This window comes from Agromyces sp. NPDC029043, assembly GCF_055564615.1.
The window spans coordinates 22,748-39,751 of record NZ_JBVHVX010000005.1 but is presented as its reverse complement, the minus strand read 5'-3'; the positions used below and the strand labels follow the sequence as shown (position 1 = coordinate 39,751).

General features: G+C 69.8%; 17 protein-coding genes and 1 pseudogene. 8 read left to right on the top strand and 10 right to left on the bottom strand.

Going from position 1 to position 17,004, the window contains the following annotated elements; translation table 11 throughout:
• Position 1: 1 nt before the first annotated feature.
• From ACZ4TW_RS08340 to ACZ4TW_RS08330, 3 genes are all read right to left on the bottom strand, one after another.
• Positions 2 to 196 carry a hypothetical protein gene (locus tag ACZ4TW_RS08340; RefSeq protein ID WP_465541952.1) on the bottom strand — a complete coding sequence of 65 codons (195 nt, stop codon included), beginning with the start codon at positions 194 to 196 and terminating at the stop codon, positions 2 to 4.
• 45 nt (positions 197 to 241) lie between these two features.
• The gene (locus ACZ4TW_RS08335) at positions 242 to 1,474 is read right to left on the bottom strand and encodes an adenylate/guanylate cyclase domain-containing protein (RefSeq protein WP_465541950.1); all 1,233 of its coding nucleotides are present in this window, start codon (positions 1,472 to 1,474) and stop codon (positions 242 to 244) included.
• A 357-nt stretch (positions 1,475 to 1,831) separates the two neighbouring features.
• On the bottom strand, positions 1,832 to 2,773 hold the full coding sequence (locus ACZ4TW_RS08330) for a LysR family transcriptional regulator (protein WP_465541949.1): 942 nt from the start codon (positions 2,771 to 2,773) through the stop codon (positions 1,832 to 1,834).
• 72 nt (positions 2,774 to 2,845) lie between these two features.
• Between ACZ4TW_RS08330 and ACZ4TW_RS08325 the strand changes: the two genes are divergently transcribed.
• Together ACZ4TW_RS08325 and ACZ4TW_RS08320 are read left to right on the top strand one after the other, a co-directional pair.
• Positions 2,846 to 3,772 (top strand): EamA family transporter, encoded by a 927-nt coding sequence (locus tag ACZ4TW_RS08325; protein ID WP_465541947.1) that lies wholly within the window; start codon positions 2,846 to 2,848, stop codon positions 3,770 to 3,772.
• Positions 3,773 to 4,148: 376 nt separating this feature from the next.
• The gene (locus tag ACZ4TW_RS08320; protein WP_465541946.1) at positions 4,149 to 5,594 is read left to right on the top strand and encodes an HNH endonuclease signature motif containing protein; all 1,446 of its coding nucleotides are present in this window, start codon (positions 4,149 to 4,151) and stop codon (positions 5,592 to 5,594) included.
• Between the two features lie 22 nt (positions 5,595 to 5,616).
• On the opposite strand, the gene ACZ4TW_RS08315 is transcribed toward ACZ4TW_RS08320, so the two are convergent.
• From ACZ4TW_RS08315 to ACZ4TW_RS08300, 4 genes are all read right to left on the bottom strand, one after another.
• Positions 5,617 to 5,931, bottom strand: a complete 315-nt coding sequence (locus tag ACZ4TW_RS08315; RefSeq protein ID WP_465541944.1) for an ArsR/SmtB family transcription factor — start codon at positions 5,929 to 5,931, stop codon at positions 5,617 to 5,619.
• Positions 5,928 to 6,401, bottom strand: a complete 474-nt coding sequence (locus tag ACZ4TW_RS08310; protein ID WP_465541942.1) for an SRPBCC family protein — start codon at positions 6,399 to 6,401, stop codon at positions 5,928 to 5,930. Before ACZ4TW_RS08310 ends, ACZ4TW_RS08315 begins: the two co-directional genes overlap by 4 nt.
• 62 nt (positions 6,402 to 6,463) lie before the next feature.
• Entirely contained in the window at positions 6,464 to 7,261 is a 798-nt protein-coding gene (locus ACZ4TW_RS08305; RefSeq protein ID WP_465541940.1) for an SDR family NAD(P)-dependent oxidoreductase, read from the bottom strand.
• A gap of 46 nt (positions 7,262 to 7,307) precedes the next feature.
• Positions 7,308 to 8,510 carry an MFS transporter gene (locus ACZ4TW_RS08300; RefSeq protein WP_465541938.1) on the bottom strand — a complete coding sequence of 401 codons (1,203 nt, stop codon included), beginning with the start codon at positions 8,508 to 8,510 and terminating at the stop codon, positions 7,308 to 7,310.
• A 409-nt stretch (positions 8,511 to 8,919) separates the two neighbouring features.
• Between ACZ4TW_RS08300 and ACZ4TW_RS08295 the strand changes: the two genes are divergently transcribed.
• Together ACZ4TW_RS08295 and ACZ4TW_RS08290 are read left to right on the top strand one after the other, a co-directional pair.
• Entirely contained in the window at positions 8,920 to 9,510 is a 591-nt protein-coding gene (locus ACZ4TW_RS08295; protein WP_465541936.1) for a PadR family transcriptional regulator, read from the top strand.
• A 38-nt stretch (positions 9,511 to 9,548) separates the two neighbouring features.
• Positions 9,549 to 11,273 carry an ABC1 kinase family protein gene (locus tag ACZ4TW_RS08290; protein WP_465541934.1) on the top strand — a complete coding sequence of 575 codons (1,725 nt, stop codon included), beginning with the start codon at positions 9,549 to 9,551 and terminating at the stop codon, positions 11,271 to 11,273.
• Between the two features lie 38 nt (positions 11,274 to 11,311).
• On the opposite strand, the gene ACZ4TW_RS08285 is transcribed toward ACZ4TW_RS08290, so the two are convergent.
• Positions 11,312 to 11,605 carry a response regulator transcription factor gene (locus ACZ4TW_RS08285; protein ID WP_465542317.1) on the bottom strand — a complete coding sequence of 98 codons (294 nt, stop codon included), beginning with the start codon at positions 11,603 to 11,605 and terminating at the stop codon, positions 11,312 to 11,314.
• Between the two features lie 2,158 nt (positions 11,606 to 13,763).
• Positions 13,764 to 14,228 (bottom strand): annotated as a pseudogene (locus ACZ4TW_RS08280) (AAA family ATPase); the annotation flags it as partial.
• A 93-nt stretch (positions 14,229 to 14,321) separates the two neighbouring features.
• Between ACZ4TW_RS08280 and ACZ4TW_RS08275 the strand changes: the two are divergent.
• The 3 genes from ACZ4TW_RS08275 to ACZ4TW_RS08265 all read left to right on the top strand — a co-directional run bounded on the left by ACZ4TW_RS08275 (position 14,322) and on the right by ACZ4TW_RS08265 (position 15,749).
• On the top strand, positions 14,322 to 14,627 hold the full coding sequence (locus ACZ4TW_RS08275) for a hypothetical protein (RefSeq protein WP_465541933.1): 306 nt from the start codon (positions 14,322 to 14,324) through the stop codon (positions 14,625 to 14,627).
• Positions 14,628 to 14,681: 54 nt separating this feature from the next.
• Positions 14,682 to 15,257, top strand: a complete 576-nt coding sequence (locus tag ACZ4TW_RS08270) for a dienelactone hydrolase family protein (protein WP_465541931.1) — start codon at positions 14,682 to 14,684, stop codon at positions 15,255 to 15,257.
• 96 nt (positions 15,258 to 15,353) lie between these two features.
• Positions 15,354 to 15,749: a hypothetical protein gene (locus tag ACZ4TW_RS08265; protein ID WP_465541930.1), complete on the top strand. Its 396-nt coding sequence runs from the start codon at positions 15,354 to 15,356 to the stop codon at positions 15,747 to 15,749.
• A 25-nt stretch (positions 15,750 to 15,774) separates the two neighbouring features.
• On the opposite strand, the gene ACZ4TW_RS08260 is transcribed toward ACZ4TW_RS08265, so the two are convergent.
• On the bottom strand, positions 15,775 to 16,275 hold the full coding sequence (locus ACZ4TW_RS08260) for a GNAT family N-acetyltransferase (RefSeq protein WP_465541929.1): 501 nt from the start codon (positions 16,273 to 16,275) through the stop codon (positions 15,775 to 15,777).
• 143 nt (positions 16,276 to 16,418) lie between these two features.
• Between ACZ4TW_RS08260 and ACZ4TW_RS08255 the strand changes: the two genes are divergently transcribed.
• Positions 16,419 to 16,997 carry a dihydrofolate reductase family protein gene (locus ACZ4TW_RS08255; protein WP_465541927.1) on the top strand — a complete coding sequence of 193 codons (579 nt, stop codon included), beginning with the start codon at positions 16,419 to 16,421 and terminating at the stop codon, positions 16,995 to 16,997.
• Positions 16,998 to 17,004: the final 7 nt, after the last annotated feature.

Sequence of the window (17,004 nt, the reverse complement as noted above, 5' to 3'; positions counted from 1 at the left end):
TCTACTCCGTGGTATCACCATGATACCAACGCAGCGCTGCACCCGCCCGCACCGCGTCGAGCACCGCCTGCAGCGCCGGCGAGTCCGTCTGGCTGCGCCGGTGCACGGCCGATACCCCGCGCGGCGCATTCGAGACATCATCGAAGAGGCGGCGTAGCCACTGGCGGCAGATCGTCGAGTCGAACGTCGCGACCACTGCCCCTCGGCGGTGAGGATGCCACGAGACGAGTCGGGTCGTTTGTCACATGGGCGCGTCGTGGTTCGAGCCGCCGACCAGCCGGAACAGCGGCCACGTGCCCGGGACACCCTTGAGCGTATGATCGCCCGCCCACTGGAATCGCACGTGGGAACCGTCGACCAACCCGCGCACGGTTTCGGTGACGAGAATCTCACCCGGACCGGCTGCCGCGGCCACGCGGGCGACCACATGAGCGGCGATGCCGATGACGTCGGAATCGCGGATGACGACCTCGCTGGCGTGTATACCGACATGGAGCTTGAGACCGAGCCTCGACGCATCCGCGACGACTTCCTCGGCGAACCGGAGCGCTGATGAGGGAAGCGAGAATGAGGTGAAGAACCCGTCCCCCGTCGTGACGACCTCTCGGCCGGAGAACCTCGCGAGCGAATGCCGCACCGACTCCCGATGCGCGCTCAGGAGGTCGCGCCAGCCCGCGTCGCCTGAGCGCGCCACTGCATCGGTCGAGCCGACTAGATCCGTCACGACGAGCGTCGCGACCTCTCGCAGCCCACCGCTCCGTGTACCGACGATGAACTCCTCGACCTCGTCGATGAGGTCGTCGGACGGCAGCAGACCCCAGTCGGATCCGTCGCGCTGGACGAGTCTGAATCGACCCTCGGGCAGTTGGTCGGCAAGCCACTGAAACGCCTCGGTGGGCAACATCCGGAAATTCGCGTCGTGGAGGACGAGCACCGGGACACGCACGCGCGGAAGGTGCTCGCGTATGTCGATGCGATACGAAGCATCGAGCAGCCGCGCCGCGCCGTGCGGCGAAACGGATTGGGACTCATAGCGCATCCACCAGCTGAGCACCCGGCCGTCGGTGGCCGACTGGGGCGCGGCCGCCCGAACGATGACGCCTTTGCCCCATCCGGCGCTCAGGAACGCCCGCAGCGCAACCCCTGAGACCTTGAAGCGGATCCCCCAAGGGAAACCCTTGGTGCGGTGCCCTACCGCGAGTGCTTCGTTTACGACCACTGACTGCACTCGATCGGGGTACCGTGCGGCCGTGACCAAGCAGGCTGCACCGCCGTCGAACCAACCCATGAGGACTGCCTGCGCGCTCCCCGCCGCGTCGAGCACCGCGATGAGGTCGTCACTGTGCTGCTCAATCGTCACGGATTCAGTACCGCGCTCCGACAGACCTGTTCCGCGCTTGTCGAAGAGGATCACACGACCGAGCTTCATCAACCGCTCGACGAACTCGACGTTCTCGGACAGCTCGAAGAACACGTCGACGTTCGAAATGAACGCGAACGACACTACGAGGTCTCGGGGGCCTTCGCCGAAGACCTTGAACGCGATGTCCGCATCACCGCTGCGCACGTAGCTGGTGCTCGGAATCACGACGACGCTCCAGGACGCTGCCGCGCGTTCGGCACCGAACAATTGCGACCCCATGGAGCCACATCGGTCACGCGCAATACCTTAGTCCTCACTGGGCCACGGCGGTGGACGAATGCCCACCGGCCGCGCTCAAGGTGGGTTCGGTGCACGGCCGTGCCGGCGCCAGCCCGCCGTTCCGGCAGGCCGGCCGCTCTCGAGCTTGGCTGGCTCTCACCTGGTGCAGCCAAGCCGAGCCGACCTGCGTCAGGCAGCGTGCAGCCCCGCCGCCGCCACCCGCACCGCATCGAGCACCGCCTGCAGCGCGGGCGAGTCCGCCTGGCTGCGGCGGTGCACGGCCGAGACGCCGCGGGTCGATGCCGGCCGGGCGGTCGGGATCGCCACGAGGTCGTCGGGCAGCGGCGGTCGCCCCATCCGCGGCACCAACGCCACCCCGAGCCCGGCGTAGACGAGCTCGAGGTGATTCTCGAACTCCATCGACTCGTGCACGATGCGCGGCGCGTTCGAGACGCCGTCGAAGAGGCGCCGCAACCACTGCCGGCAAATCGTCGAGTCGAACGTCGCGATCCACTGCTCCTCGGCGAGGTCGGCCGGGGTCAGCTCGGCGCGGTCGGCGAGTGGGTGCTCGCGGCGCAGGATCACGTCCGCGACATCCGTGAACAGGGGCGTCTCGACCAGGTGATCGGGCATCGCCAGCGCGACCCCGCCCCACCGGTGCACGATGCCGAGGTCGCGCTGACCCGACGCCACGAGCGCGATCGTCTCCCACGGCTCGCTCTCACGCGTCGGCACCCGCAGCTCCGGATGCTCCTCGCGCAGGCGCGGCAGCACGTCGACCAGCAGGCCGCGCACCGCGGTCGAGAACGCGCCGACGCGCACCTCCCCCGTGATGCGGCGGGCGGCCGCGCCATCCGCCCCCGTCGCCTGGCCGGTGAGATGCAGGTCGGCCTCGATGCGCTCGAGGTCGGCGAGCACCGTCGCCGATGACGTGACCAGGTGACGACCGGCATCCGTCAACACCACACCGCGACCCGCCCGCTCGAGCAACGCGACCCGCGTGCCGCGCTCGAGCCGCTTGATCTGCTGCGACACCGCTGACGGCGTGAACCCGAGCGCATCCGCCGCCGCCGCGACGCTGCCGTTCGTGGCCACCGCCCGCAGCGCGACCACGGCTTCGAGATCGATCATGCAGCAATGCTACCGATTCAGCCGCAGAAATGGTCGCTGTTGATTCCGGATGCCGCGGGCCACCCTTGACCCATGACGAGACGCGACATGCTGCTGGCCGCGCTGGTGGCGACGATGTGGGGCTTCAACTTCGTCGTCATCGACTGGGGCATGGATGGCATCCCGCCGCTGTTCTTCGTCGCCATCCGTTTCGCGGTCGTCGCGCTTGCGGTCGTCGTCGTGCCGCGGCCGCTCGCGAGCTGGAAGACCGTCGTCGGCGTCGGCCTCTTCATGAGCCTCGGCCAGTTCGCGCTGCTCTACACCTCGATCGCGCTCGGGCTGCAGCCCGGCATCGCCGCGCTGCTGCTGCAGGCCCAAGTCGTGCTCACGATCCTCGTCGCCGCGCTCGCCCTGCGCGAGCGGCCCACGCGCCTGCAGGTCGCGGGGGTGCTGCTCGGGACGGTGGGGCTCGGCGTCGTGGCGTTCGGTCGCGGCGGGGACGCGCCGGCGATCGCGGTCGTGCTGTGCCTGCTGGCCGCGCTGTCGTGGGCGATCGGGAATGTCGTGGCGCGGCGGGCCGGGCCAGTCGCGCCGGCGCGGCGGTTCGGGGCGCTGTCGCTGACGGTGTGGTCGTCGCTCGTCGTGCCGCTGCCTGCGCTCGGACTGTCGGCGCTCATCGAGGGGCCCGACGCCATCGCCGCCGGCATCGCCGCGTTCGGGTGGAGGCCGCTGCTCTCGACGTTGTACACCGCGGGGCTCTGCACGCTCGTCGGGTACGCGATCTTCAACGGGCTGCTCGCCCGGAATCGGTCGGCGTCGGTCGTGCCGTGGGTGCTGCTCGCGCCGGTCGTGGCGATGGCGTCGGCGGCGCTGCTGCTCGGTCAGGTGCCGAACGTGTGGGAGACGGTCGGCGGGGCGGTGCTCGTCGCGGGAGTGTTGGTGGCGAACGCGCCGGTGCGGCGGACGGCGGCGGCGTCGGTGCCACCGCGGCTGGGGGCGGTTGGGTCGCGGTCGGGATGACGCGCCGGTTGAGACGCCGACCGAAGGTTGACGGCGAGACCCATGTGACGGGCTGACTGCGAGTTCGAGCGACATGGATGTCACGGGGCCGACCCCTGCAGAGCGGGTGCGACGCCGAGCGCCGAAACCGCACCGAGCACGGGGACGTCGCGGCCTCGTCAACGGGGCCGAGCCCGAGCCACGGGCCAATCACGACACGCTGCTCGGCCATCAGCGAGCCAGCCGCTGAAGGTTGGCTATACGGAATCCTCAGGCCGCTTCTCGCGACTCCTCCTCCACAGGCTGCCCTCGGGCGGAGTTCTCCAGAGGGAAACAGCCAGGTGAGGGTTGATTTCGGGCTCGAACGAATGTCGGAGGGTGGGTGCAGGATCGAAGCATGGAACGGCCCGCGATCCCGCAGCATCCGCTCGGTGCGCTGTCTGCGCTCCAGCGCGATGTCGCTGCGCTGCGCGAGGTGTGGGCGGGCGGGTCGCCGGCGTGGTGTGCCGTTCGCGGGGGCGCCCAGGTCGAGGTCGAGCAGTTGAGCGATGACGGGCTCATGCAGGTCACCTATGCGCTGGCGAGGGTCCGGCGTGATGTCGACGCGATGCTGGCCAGGGTCGCGGCCGAGGCGTCGAAACGGTCTGGGCCCGAGTTCGGCGACACGGGGTTCGCCAAGGCGCAGGGGTTCCACAACCCGACCCGCCTCGTCGCCGCAGCCACCGGAGGGTCGCGGGCCGACGCGGCGCGGCTGATCGCGGTCGGCACCGCCACCGCCGAACGGCAGACCTTCAGCGGCGAGCGAGTGCCGTCACGGCATCGGCATATCGCCGAGGCCCTCGAGTCGGCCGCAATCAGCATCGAGGCGGCATCGGCGATCACCACGATGCTCGATCGGGCATCGATGCACTCCGACCCCGGTCGCGCCCAGGTCGTCGAGCGCGCGCTGGTCGACCTCGCCGGGCGGGTGCCGCTCGAGACGCTGCTGCGTGGAGTGCGGGAAGCCGAGGCGCGGCTCGACCCCGACGGCGTCGAACCCCGCGAAGACGAGCTCCGCATGGAGCGCTCGCTGACCATGCGAGAGGACGACCGTGGCGTGCTGCACATGCATGCACGACTCGACCCCGAGAGCGCCGCCCCGGTGAAGGCCGCGATCGAAGCGCTCGTGAGCGACGTGCTACGCCGACGCGAACCTCGCGGAGGCCCGGAGGGCGGAGGCCCGGAAGGCGCCGGCGCGTCAAGCCCGGTCATCGACGACGACCGCACGATCCCGCAGATCCAAGCCGACGCGCTCGCCGCACTGGCCCGCCACACCCTCGGCTGCAGCGAGACGCTGACCCCGTTCGCGAAGACCACGGTGATCGTGCGCGTCGACCTCGACACCCTCGTCACCGGTCTCGGGCACGCGCGGATCGACGGTCTCGAACAGCCCGTGTCAGCAGGCACCGCGCGTCGCATGGCCGCCGACGCCGAGCTTATCCCCGCCGTGCTCGGCGGCGAGAGCGTCCCCCTCGACCTCGGCCGAGCCGCGCGCCTGTTCACGAGGGCGCAGCGGCTCGCGCTCGGCGAGCGGGACGGCGGGTGCGCCTCCTGCGGCCAGAACATCGGGTACGTCGAAGCGCACCACATCGACTGGTGGGAACGAGATACCGGCCCGACCGACCTCTCGAACGGAGTGATGCTCTGCAGCTTCTGCCATCACATGGTCCACCGCGACGGATGGCGCATCCTTGCGAGCGCGTCCGAGGTGCGCTTCATCCCGCCGCCGCACATCGACCCGGCACAGATCCCACGACTCGGCGACCGGGCCCGCTTCGAGCTGCGCGAAGACCGGGCGGCATGACCGTGCCCGGCTTCGGCGCAACCTACAATCCCTCCGCGATCTCCTTGATCCCGGCCAGCCGACGGTCCCATTGCGCGCCGATGGCGTCGAGCCGACGCGCGGTCTCGCTCAGCGACGACCCCACCACGCTATACCGCACCTCACGGCCGACGCGCACCGGTTCGACGAGTCCGACCTCGGCCAGCACGGCGAGGTGCTTCGCGATCGCCTGCCGGGTCACGGGCAAGCGCCCGGCGAGGGCCGACGCCGAAGCGTCGCCCTCGCCGAGCGCGGCCAGGATGCTCCACCGCGTCTCGTCGCCGAGCGCTGCGAACACGGGAACCAGAGCTGCCGTCACGAGCCGCCCTCGAGCAGCGCGACGAGCTTGTCGAGTTCGCCGTTCCATCCGCCGCGGTGGTCCTCGAGGTGCGCCGCCGGGTCGGCCAGGCGCTCGAAGCCCGACTCGACGACCGTGAGCCAGGTGCCGTCGGGCACCGGCTCGAGCGTCATCGTGAAGACGGTCGAATGCTCGGGCGCCAGCTCCGCGGCGCGGTCCTGCGGCGCATCGCCGCTGGCCCACCGGTACGAGACCGAGCGCGGCTCGTCGATCGCCTCGATCCGGATCGGCACGACATGATCGCCCGGGAAGGTGAGCGTCCCGCGTGCTCCGATGCCGCCTCCGTCGAACGCCGCCTGCCCGAACCAGCGCGAGATGTGCGCCGGATCGGTGACCGCGGCCCACACCTTCTCGACGGGGGCGCTGATGTGCACGCTCCGCCGCACGGTGAACTCGCGCTCGTCGATCACGGCGGCGGTGTTGTCGGTCATGCGGTCCATGATGGTTCCTTTCGTGAGATCAGTGCAATAGATCGGTTGCATGAGAGCAGGCGTCAGTCGACGAGCGCCCCCGCCGTCAGGTTCGAGATCACGCCCGTCATCGATCCGGCGCGATCCGATGCCGCGAACGCGAGGAAGTCGGCCACCTCGTCGAGCGTCGGCAGCCGACCGAGCAGCGTCATGCCGACCAGGCCGTCCATCCACTCGTCGAAGTCGATGCCGGAGTCCTCGGCGATGCGACCGAACATCTGCCGCGTGTACGACGTGTCGAGCGCATCGCGCATGGCGTGCGGCCGCACGCACACGACCCGCACGCCCGCCGGACCGAGCTCGCCGGCGAGCGCTCGCGAGAAGCCCTCGAGCCCCGCGCTCTGTGCCGCGTTGCCGAGGAGTCCACGCCCGGTCAGCCGCGCGCCAGGCGTCGAGACCGTGAGGATCACCCCGCTCCCCTGCGCGATCATCGGCCGCGCGACGGCCTTCGCCGTCACGAAGTTCGTCTGCAGGTAGCCCGTGACGGGGTGCAGGTAGTCGTCAAGGGAGGTGTCCGCGATCGCCCGTCCCTGCACGTGGTCGAAGCCGACGGCATTCAGCGCGATGTGGATGCGGCCCGCGGCATCCGTCACCTCATCGACGTGGCGGTCGACCGCGGCCTGGTCCATCGCATCCACCACGGCGATCTCGACGGCGCCGCCGACTGCACGCGCAGCGGATGCGGCCAACTCGAGCCGCGGACGACTCCGCCCCGCGAGGAACAGCCTCGCCCCTTCCCGGGCGAACGCGCGCGCAGCAGCGGCCCCGATCGATCCTCCGCCGCCGTGGATCACGGCGACCTTGTCCTCGAGCAGCATCATGATGGTTCCCTTCGTGACTGGTTCCGAATGGTGCGGAGTGGATCGGTCATCGTTCGATGACCCATGCGGTGACGGATGTCGCAGCAGCCGGCTTCAGGGCGCTCGTCGCCCAGGCCGCCGCGACCGCGGCCACGCCGATGACACAGGCGGCGATCACCGCGAGTCGGATCCCGCCGACGTCGATCGCGCGCCCGCCGGCGAACGCGCCGAACGCGATGCCGGCGTTCACCGCCGACGCGGGCAGCGACGATGCGAGCGGAGCGCCCGGTCCCGCGAGCGCGACCACTCGGTGCTGGATGGACGGCCCCGTCGCCATGCCGAACAGGCCGACGGAGAAGACGGCCACGCCGACGAGCCACGGGCTCGACCCGAAGAGCAGCAGTGCGACGAGGGAGACGGTCACGCCGATCGCGCCGACGATGAGGGCTCGCGAGGCGTTCGCGTCGGCGAACCGTCCGCCGGCGAACGAGCCGATGGCCGTCGCGGCGCCGTAGGCGAGGAGGTACGGCGTCACCGCGGGCCCCGCGACATCAGTCACCTCGCCGAGGAACGGCACCAGGTACGTGACGGCCGCCAGCATCGCGCCGAACGTGAGCGTGCTCACGGCGAGCACGGCGAGCACACGTGGTGCGAACGCGTGCCGCGCCTGCCCGATCGCCCCGCTGCCCTTCGGCGTCGGCACCGACGGCAGCACGACCGCGGCGAGGCCCAGCACGACCAGCCCGGCCACGACGACCGCGGTGAACGCGCCGCGCCAGCCCACGGCCTGGCCGAGCAGCGTGCCCACCGGCACGCCCAGCGCGCTCGACATCGCGAAGCCCGTGATGATCACGGCCATCGCCCGACCGCGGCGTTCGAATGGAACGATCGCCGTCGCCGACATCATCGCCGCCCCGATGAACAGTCCCTGCACGGCTCCGATCGCGACGCGAGCGACGAGGAACATCGAGTAGTCGGCGCCCAGCATCGCCGGCAGTGCGTTGGCGACGACGAACGTCGCCAACGCGGCGAGGAGCACCCGGCGCCGGTCGAACCGGGTCGTCAGGAACGTCAGGACCGGCCCCCCGATCGCAAGCCCGAGCGCGTTCGCGGTGAGCAGCGCGCCTGCGGCCGACACGGAGACGGCGAGGTCGGCGGCGATCAGGTCGATCAGGCCGACGACGAGCATCTCGGCGCAGCCCATCACGAATGAGCCGGCGAACAGGACGGCGAGTACGGGACGCGGATTGCGCATCGGTGTCGGCTTCATAGGGAGTCTCCTCAGTTATCGCAACCCAACGGTTGCATGTCTTCAGGGATAATGCAACCCTGAAGTTGCATTTCAGTTCGGCCTCGTCGGAAGCAGCGGCGGCGGGAGGCGGGGAGTGGCGGCGGGCGGCAGGCAGTTAGCGGCGGGCGACGGGCAGGCGGCGGGCAGTTGGCGGCGGGCGGCGAGCGGCGGGCGGCGAGCGGCGGGCGGCGAGCGGCGCGCGGCGAGCGGCGAGCGGCGAGCGGCGCGCGGCGAGCGGCGAGCGGCGAGCGGCGAGCGGCGCGCGGCGAGCGGCGAGCGGCGAGGCGATGGGACCTTCACAGCGAACTCACGAGCACCCACCCGCCTGAGCGATATATCGTTGACATATCGTCGAGACCCGAACAGGGCCCGTCACAGGGAGGTCATCATGAGCGATTCATTCGGCAGCGGCGGCTTCGGCAGCTCCTCGAGCGGGTGGGGCAAGGGCAACCCCGGGCAGGGACTGTGGGACGCCATGGAGCAGCTCCGCGGCATGTTCGAGCAGAAGGTCGCACCGCGAATGGGCAAGGGCGACGTTCGTGCGGCGGTGCTCGCACTGCTCGCCGAGAAGCCGATGCACGGCTACCAGATCATCAGCGAGATCTCCGAGCGCAGCGGCGGCGCGTGGAAGCCGAGCGCGGGCTCGGTGTATCCAACACTGCAGCTGCTCGCCGACGAGGGGCTGATCACCGCCGAAGAGGAGGGCGGACGCAAGACGTACACGCTCACCGAAATGGGCAGGGCCGAGGCCGCCTCATCGGCTGATCGCGCGCCCTGGCCGACGGGGGCCAGCGGCGGCGGCAGCGGTGGCAGCCGCCGCGACTTCGGCAACGCCGGGCCGCTCGCCAAGGCCGGCATGGAGCTCGCCCAGGCGGCGGCGCAGGTCGGACGCACGGGCACGCCCGAGCAGGTGAAGCAGGCGGTCGACATCCTCGACGAGGCGCGTCGCCGTCTCTACTCGATCCTCGCCCAGGACTGACCTAGGTGCCCTCGACACGTCGGCATCCGCCAGGCAGGATGCCCGATGTGGGGAACACGCGCGCCCGCTACCGACGGATCCTCCGGTTCGCCGCGCGCTACATCGTCCAGACGTGGTGGTTCGAGATCGTCCTACCGCGGTTCGGCCTGGCCAGGGTCGCGGCGCGGGGGCGCACGGCGCGGATGACACGCATCGCGCAGCGCTTCCACGTGCTCGCGGTCGACCTCGGCGGGCTGATGATCAAGGTCGGCCAGTACCTGTCGTCGCGGCTCGACGTGCTGCCGCCCGAGATCACGCGCGAACTCGCCGGACTGCAGGACGAGGTCCCGCCCGTGCCGTTCGACGCCATCCGGCGTCTCGCCGAGGCCGAGCTGGGGGTGCCGCTCGAGCGGGCGTACGCCGAATTCGACCCGACGCCGCTCGCCGCGGCATCCCTCGGCCAGGCGCACCGCGCCCGACTCGCGTCCATCGACGCCGCCGACATGGGCTACGACGAGGCCGTCGTCAAGGTGCAGCGGCCGGGCATCGAGGTGATCGTCGACGTCGACCTCGCGGCCCTGCGGCGGGTCGCCGGATGGCTCAGCCGCGTGCGGTTCGTCGCGAGCCGCGTCGACCTGCCCACGCTCGTCGAGGAGTTCGCCACCACGAGCCTCGAGGAGATCGACTACCTGCACGAGGCGCAGAACGCCGAGCGGTTCGCCGCGAGCTTCGCCGGCGACGCGCGCGTCGCCGCTCCCGAGGTCGTGTGGGAGCGCACGACGCGCCGCGTGCTCACCCTCGCCGACGTGACGGCGATCAAGATCAGCGACCGCGCGGCGCTGGTGGCGGCGGGTATCGATCCGAAGGACGTCGCGAAGCAGTTCGCGGCGGTCATGTTCGACCAGTTGTTCCGCGACGGCTTCTTCCACGCCGACCCGCACCCGGGCAACATCTTCGTGACGCCGGTGGCGCCGGTGGCGCCGGCGCCATCCGATTCGGGCGCAACGGATGCCGCGGGGCCGGCCTGGCAGCTCACCTTCATCGACTTCGGCATGATGGGCGAGGTGCCCGACGGGCTTCGCCAGGCCCTGCAGCAGCTGATGATCGCGGCCGCGGCGCGCGACGGGAAGCGCCTGGTCGACAGCTTCCGCAGCGTCGGCTTCCTCCTGCCATCCGCCGAGACCGCCGAACTCGAACGGGCGATGACCGAGCTGTTCGCACGGTTCGGCGGCATGGGCTTCGCCGAGCTGGCGCAGGTCGACGAGCGCGAACTGCGACGTTTCGCGATCGAGTTCGGCGAGGTGATGCGCACGCTGCCGTTCCAGCTGCCCGAGAACTTCCTGCTCATCATCCGCGCGATGTCGCTGACCTCTGGCATGTGCAGCTCGCTCGACCCGGCGTTCAACGTATGGGACGCCGTCGAGCCCTACGCCGCCGGGCTCCTGCGCGACGAGCGCGGCAACATCCTGCAGACGCTCGGGCGACAGGCGATGTCGTACGCCGGCACCGTGGGGCGGCTGCCTCAGCGCATGGACGCCATCGCCGACCGCATCGAGCAGGGCCGCCTCGTCGCGAACTCGCCGCGAATCGAACATCGGATGGCGCGCCTCGAGCGCGCGGCCCAGCGCATCGTCTCAGCGGTGCTGTTCGTCGGGTTGTTCGTCGGTGGCATCCTGCTGCGCGTCGACGAGCCGGTCTGGGGCGTGGGACTGATGATCGCGTCGGTGATCCCGCTCCTGCACGCCGTGTTCGCCGGGCTGTTCGGGCGGCGCGGTCGGGTCTGATCAGCGCGCGCGATGGCCGTTCCGCACGGCTGTGATTCTCACGGTGATGGACCAGGAGGCGTCAGCGCCCGTTCCGTCGCGTGCAACGCGAGTCGCGCGAGATCGATTCTGTTCCTCGCACCCGTCTTCCTCAGCAAGCTCGACACGTGGGTGCTGACCGTCTTCTCGCTGATGAACAGCTCGCGAGCGATTTCCCCATATGTCCTTCCAGCGACGATGTACTGGAGGACCGTCCGCTCGCGGGGAGTCAGGGTGGCGGCCAGGCCGTGGAGTTCCGCGATCGGATTGACCTCCTCGAGCGGTATTCGCGCTGTCGCGGCCAACGCTCGCATTGCGTCCAGCTCTGCATTCGCGCGGAGCTGGGCGGCTCGTCGGATGCCGGCGCGAAGCGCATCTGCGGCCTCGGCACGATTGCCGGAGCCACCGACGAGGAGCGCCTCGGCATACCGCCAGTATGCGTATGCCTCCTCCCACGCGAGCTCGCAGCCTGCACATGAGGGTGCGGCGCCACAGCCCTATTGCATTCGGGGCTTGCGCGGCGCGCGCAAGTTCAGCTGCATACCACTCGGCGAGAGCGGCGATCTGCCGGTTCCACAGTTCGGTCGGCTCGCCGAGATCCCTCACGATGTCGGGGAATCGGCGCACGAGCGAATGAGCGGCCTTGAGGAATTCACTTGGGTCGAGTCCCCGGTCGCGAGCAGCCTCCGCTTGGTCTGCCAGTGATCGGGCCGCCAGTGGCAGCAGCCACTCGCACATCGTCGGCGGAACGCCCTCAGCGAGAAGGCCGGACATCGCGGATTCGAATGCTTCAGCCGGCCGGTTCTCCGCCAGGCAGACGATGGCCCGAACAGCGTCGAACTCGCTGGCGCGAAATGCGGAGGCGTCCTGAACGATCTCGTCAGCACGATCAAGATGTCCTCGGGCCTCTTTCACCCGACCTTGAGCAGCCGCGAGGCGCGCCGCCGCCAGTCGAGCTTGAATGTCTGCGAGTTCGCCGGGGTTCGCGCCCAGAGCGATGCGGAGGGCCCGCACGCCTTCCTCCCATTCCCCGATCGCCACCCATGCCGTGGCCTCATTGGCTGCGAAGAACGCGAGGTACGCGTGTGGAGCCCCGAATTCGGAAGCCTCATTCCGCCGCTGCCGCATCAGCTCGGCGAAGCGACGGGATGTCCACATCTCCAGCGCATTCGCTTCCAGCAAGCTGGCACGGCTGAACGCCCACGGGTCTCTTGCCTGGCGCGCCTCTTCCGCACTTCGCGCAGCGAGCCTGGCGCTCGGCTGCCCGTTCTCGTGTACGAACTCGCCGAGTGCCTGGGATGCCAGCGCGTACGACATCGCGCGCGGGTCCCCGGCGCGGTCCGCCGCCTCGACGGCCAGCTCCGCATGATTGGAAACTTGGGGATCGTCGTGCCAATACTCCGCCCAGGCTAGGCACGCCAGCGCGTAGGCGTACTGCCAACTATCGGGCGATCGAGCAGCGAGCTCCACCGCCTTGCGGTTCTCGGCGAGGTCATAGAACGTGGCACCAGTCGAGTACCGAAGGTGGGCACGTCGCACCATGAGTTCGGCGACCCGAAGCGGTTCCCGTTCCGCGTCCAGCTCTTCGAGGAGGAGATCAATCGCTCCCAGCTCCTCCGAGTTCTTTCCCGCCATGTCAGCCGCAGAGACGAATTTCTCGAGGAGTTCGCGCCGCGTGAATCGTGAACGTCGCCCCAGCTTCTCGAGATCCAGCGCTCGAGTCAGCAATCGGAGCATCTCCGCATATCCACCCGCCGTCCGAGCCGCATCAGCCGCGCGCACGGCCCACGTCAGTGCGGCGTCGAACTGAGCTGCCTCGAACCGATGGTCCGCTATTGCGACGGCGATCTCGACATCGGCATTGGAGTCGCTGACGAGCCCTGCCTCCAACTGGTCTGCGAATGCCGCATGCAGTTCGCGGCGTTCGTCTGCAGGGGTGGCCTGATGAAGCGCTTCGGCGATGAGCGGGTGGTGAAACCAGTACCGGCCGTCGGCGGTCGAGTCGAGGGCGCCCGCCTCGGCCGCCTCATGAAGGAGGCCTCGAACCCGATCCTCGGAATCGTCGCTGATCGCACTCAACAGCGCCGTAGCTGCCGGAGCGCCTCCGATCGCGAGGACCCGGGCCAGACGCCGTGCCGGTGGGGAAAGGCCCGTCCACGGGCGCAAGACGGCATCCGACAGATCCGGATTGAGATTGGGATCGACATGGCGCGCGTCAGCCGGCAATCCATTGACGAGAAGGCGCGTCAGGTAGGGGTTGCCGACGGTGCGAGCGAACACGTCATCCACGAGTGATTCATGTGCGGGTCGCCCGAGCAGGTTCGAGATCTGTTGACCGGTCGCGACGCGGTCGAGATTTCCGAGATGGAGTTGATCGGTCCCGGGCATCCGATGGATGTCGGCAAGCCAGTTCCGAAGTGGATGATCCTCCCCGATCGCACTGCTCCGCACCGTCGCGAGCACTGCGAGGCGACGGGTTCTCGGGCCGGCGATGAGATACATCAGGGCGTCGAGCGTGCTCTGGTCAGCCCACTGAAGATCGTCGACGATGAGAACGACGGGAGTGGACGCGCAGACCTCGTCGAGCCAGTCGTCGATGAGCAACGGGACATCTTCCGTCGGTTGCCCGGGTTCAAGGAAGCTCGGTTGGTTCCCGAGGTCGCGGCCTCGCGCGTCGCGTAACGCGCTCCGCAGAGCAAGAAACGGCACAGCCATGCTCGTCAACGGAAGGCACCCGCCCATGAGCACCACGGTCCCTTCGGGCGGATGATCGTACGTTCGCTGCACGAGAGCCGTCTTCCCCGTCCCCGGGTCACCGAAGACGAGGAGCGTGACGGCCTCGCCAGCCGTTGCTCGATCAAGGGAATCTCGAACAACGGTCAATTCCGAGTCCCGTCCGAAAAGGGCGGGCTCGGTAGCGCCTACCCGGGCGGCCACAAGTCCATCCTCCCACGCGGCTCACGTTGACAGCCTCAACGGCCGATGCCAATGTGAGCCCTACCCAGTACTGCACCGGTTGGGGGGACGGAAATGGCCGGACTGGCGATCAGGTCGACGCGCATCGAGCTCAACCCTGCGCTCGAACACGTCGGCGTGCTCAAGAACGTGATCGAGCACTCGGTGTTCAGGGCGAAGGGGTTCACCGATGTCATCGAGACGGAGGGCGAGGTCGCCGGCAACAAGCCGGGCGGCATCCGCGTCTCCGTCATCCACCTCCATATCGGCGGGCGAAGCTTCTGGCGGGTCGTGGCGGGCGTCGCCGATGGCGGCTTCCCCCCGGCGAAGCAGGCGGTCGACGAGGTCAACGACGCGATCAACCGGCTGAAGTTCCTCTGACGTCGTCGTTCGGAGTCGGTCCCGCCGACGGCCGGCGGGTGCAGAATGGCCACGATGGCCGACGTACTGCTCTTCCACCACGCCCTGGGGCTCACCGAGGGCGTCCGCACGTTCGCGGATGGGCTGCGCCGGGCCGACCATACCGTGCACGCGCCCGACCTCTTCGAGGGCCGCACCTTCGACTCGATCGAGGAGGGCGTCGGCTACGCCGGCGAGGTCGGCTTCGGCGAGATCATGGCCCGCGGCGGGCGCGCGGCCGAGTCGCTGCCGGAGGAACTCGTGTACGTCGGTCTCTCCCTCGGAGTCGTGCCCGCGCAGTACCTCGCCCAGACGCGTGCCGGCGCGAAGGGCGTCGTGCTCCTCTACTCGTGCGTGCCCGTCTCGGAGTTCGGCTCATGGCCGACGGGCGTCGCAGCACAGATCCACGGAATGGACGCCGACCCGATCTTCATGGACGAGGGCGATGTCGGTGCCGCCCGCGACCTCGTCGCCGCGGCCGATGACGCCGAACTCTTCCTCTACCCAGGCGACCAGCATTACTTCGCGGACCCGACCCTGCCGAGCTACGACCCGGGCGCGGCCGAGCTGCTCACGCAGCGTGTGCTCGATTTCCTCGCCCGCGTCGACTGACGGTCGATCCCGCATCGGTCACCGCCGCGGCATCCGCGCATTGACGCCGCCGCTGCCTCGGGCGTAGACCTGAGGCATCCGAAAGGGAGGTGCCCCATGGCGAAGGATCTCCTGGTCAACCTCGATGACATGCCGGGCGAGGGAGCCCGACTCGGCGAGGCCCTCGGCAACGCGGGCGTCAACATCGAGGGACTCTGCGCCGTGACCGGCGAAGGGCGGAGCGCCGTCCACATCCTGGTCGACGACGCGGCCGGCGCGAGGGCCGCACTCGAGGGTGCGGGCATGACGGTCGACGCCGAGACCGATGTGCTCGTCTCCCCCGCACTGTCCGAACCCGACCTGGACACACCGGGCCGGTTCGGCGCGATGGCACGCGCGCTGGCTGAGGCCGGCATCAACATCTCGCTGGTCTACGTGGCCTCGCGGAACCGCGTCGTCCTCGCGACGAGCGACAACCAGCGGGCCACGCAGCTGCTGCAGTCGATGATGTGAGCGCTGGTCGACGCGAAGGCAACCGTCAGGGGCTCGGGCGCTCCGTCTCGATCAGATCGGTGTACTGCGGGTTCCCCTGCATGAACGCGGCGACGACGGGGCATTCAACGGTGAGCGTCACGCCGCGCTCGCGGATGTCGTCGAGCGCATACGCGATGAGCTCGGTGGCGAGGCCGCGCCCGCGGAACTCGGGGTCGACGGTCGTGGTGTACACGGTGATGTGGCCGTCGTCCTCCTCGTATGGGATGGTCGCCACCCGGAGGTCGGCGACCGTCGCCGCGTAGACATGCTCGCCGTCGAGGCGATGCACCTCGACCTCGGACCTCGAGTCCGCCGACGGCGTGTCGACGTCTCGTATCGCACCGGCCCTCACCTCCGCGACGAGCGCCGTCGTGCCCTCGTCGAGGCCGGCCGTGGTGTCTTCGTCGTCGTGGGCGGCGGTCCCCTCGTCGAGGAAGCCGGCACCGTCCGGATACCCGGCGCTGTCGGGATATTCGAACCGCCCGTCGCGATCTCCCGTGCTCATGTCAGGAGGGTACTGCGGCGAGAGCGGCCCCACCAGCGCGGCTCACGCGATGCCCTCCGCCCGGGACGAACTGTCGATTGCGGCACCGCTCGATCGTTCATCCAGTGACGGGCCGCGTTCCGCGGCCGCGGAAGGAGCGAACGATGGCCACCATCGCCGTGTTCGAGAGCATCACGCTCGACGGCGTCATGCAGGCGCCCGGACGACCCGACGAGGACACCCGCGGCGGTTTCGTCCACGGCGGCTGGGCGGTGCCCTACCAGGACGAGGTCGCCGCGCGGTTCGCGGGCGAGCGCATGGGCGCCGGCGGTGCCATCCTGTTCGGCCGCCGCACCTACGACGACGTGCTCGGGTTCTGGACGTCGACGCCCGAGCCGAACCCGTTCACCGACGCGCTCGTCGGGGCCCAGAAGTACGTGGTCTCGCGGCAGCGCGACATCCGTCTCACCCACCCGAACTCGACGCCGCTCATCGGCGAGGCCGCCGAGACCGTCGCCACTCTGCGCCGCGACCTCGACGGCGGCATCACCGTGCTCGGCAGCGGCGAACTCGTTCGGGCGCTGCTCGCAGCCGGGCTGGTCGACGAGATGGTGCTGCTGCAGCATCCGCTCGTGCTCGGAACCGGCACGAAGCTGTTCGGCACCGACCGGGTCGAGCTCGACCTGGAGCGCGCCATCCCCACCACGACCGGGGTCATCATCGGCCGGTACGCTGTGCGGTGAGCGGGGG

Coding starts and splice junctions, on each gene's coding strand:
- ACZ4TW_RS08255 (WP_465541927.1), top strand. CDS start 16,419: ATGGCCACCATCGCCGTGTTCGAGAGCATCACGCTCGACGGCGTCATG.
- ACZ4TW_RS08260 (WP_465541929.1), bottom strand. CDS start 16,275: ATGAGCACGGGAGATCGCGACGGGCGGTTCGAATATCCCGACAGCGCC.
- ACZ4TW_RS08265 (WP_465541930.1), top strand. CDS start 15,354: ATGGCGAAGGATCTCCTGGTCAACCTCGATGACATGCCGGGCGAGGGA.
- ACZ4TW_RS08320 (WP_465541946.1), top strand. CDS start 4,149: ATGGAACGGCCCGCGATCCCGCAGCATCCGCTCGGTGCGCTGTCTGCG.
- ACZ4TW_RS08330 (WP_465541949.1), bottom strand. CDS start 2,773: ATGATCGATCTCGAAGCCGTGGTCGCGCTGCGGGCGGTGGCCACGAAC.
- ACZ4TW_RS08305 (WP_465541940.1), bottom strand. CDS start 7,261: ATGATGCTGCTCGAGGACAAGGTCGCCGTGATCCACGGCGGCGGAGGA.
- ACZ4TW_RS08275 (WP_465541933.1), top strand. CDS start 14,322: ATGGCCGGACTGGCGATCAGGTCGACGCGCATCGAGCTCAACCCTGCG.
- ACZ4TW_RS08310 (WP_465541942.1), bottom strand. CDS start 6,401: ATGACCGACAACACCGCCGCCGTGATCGACGAGCGCGAGTTCACCGTG.
- ACZ4TW_RS08325 (WP_465541947.1), top strand. CDS start 2,846: ATGACGAGACGCGACATGCTGCTGGCCGCGCTGGTGGCGACGATGTGG.
- ACZ4TW_RS08295 (WP_465541936.1), top strand. CDS start 8,920: ATGAGCGATTCATTCGGCAGCGGCGGCTTCGGCAGCTCCTCGAGCGGG.
- ACZ4TW_RS08290 (WP_465541934.1), top strand. CDS start 9,549: ATGCCCGATGTGGGGAACACGCGCGCCCGCTACCGACGGATCCTCCGG.
- ACZ4TW_RS08270 (WP_465541931.1), top strand. CDS start 14,682: ATGGCCGACGTACTGCTCTTCCACCACGCCCTGGGGCTCACCGAGGGC.
- ACZ4TW_RS08300 (WP_465541938.1), bottom strand. CDS start 8,510: ATGAAGCCGACACCGATGCGCAATCCGCGTCCCGTACTCGCCGTCCTG.
- ACZ4TW_RS08285 (WP_465542317.1), bottom strand. CDS start 11,605: ATGCGAGCGTTGGCCGCGACAGCGCGAATACCGCTCGAGGAGGTCAAT.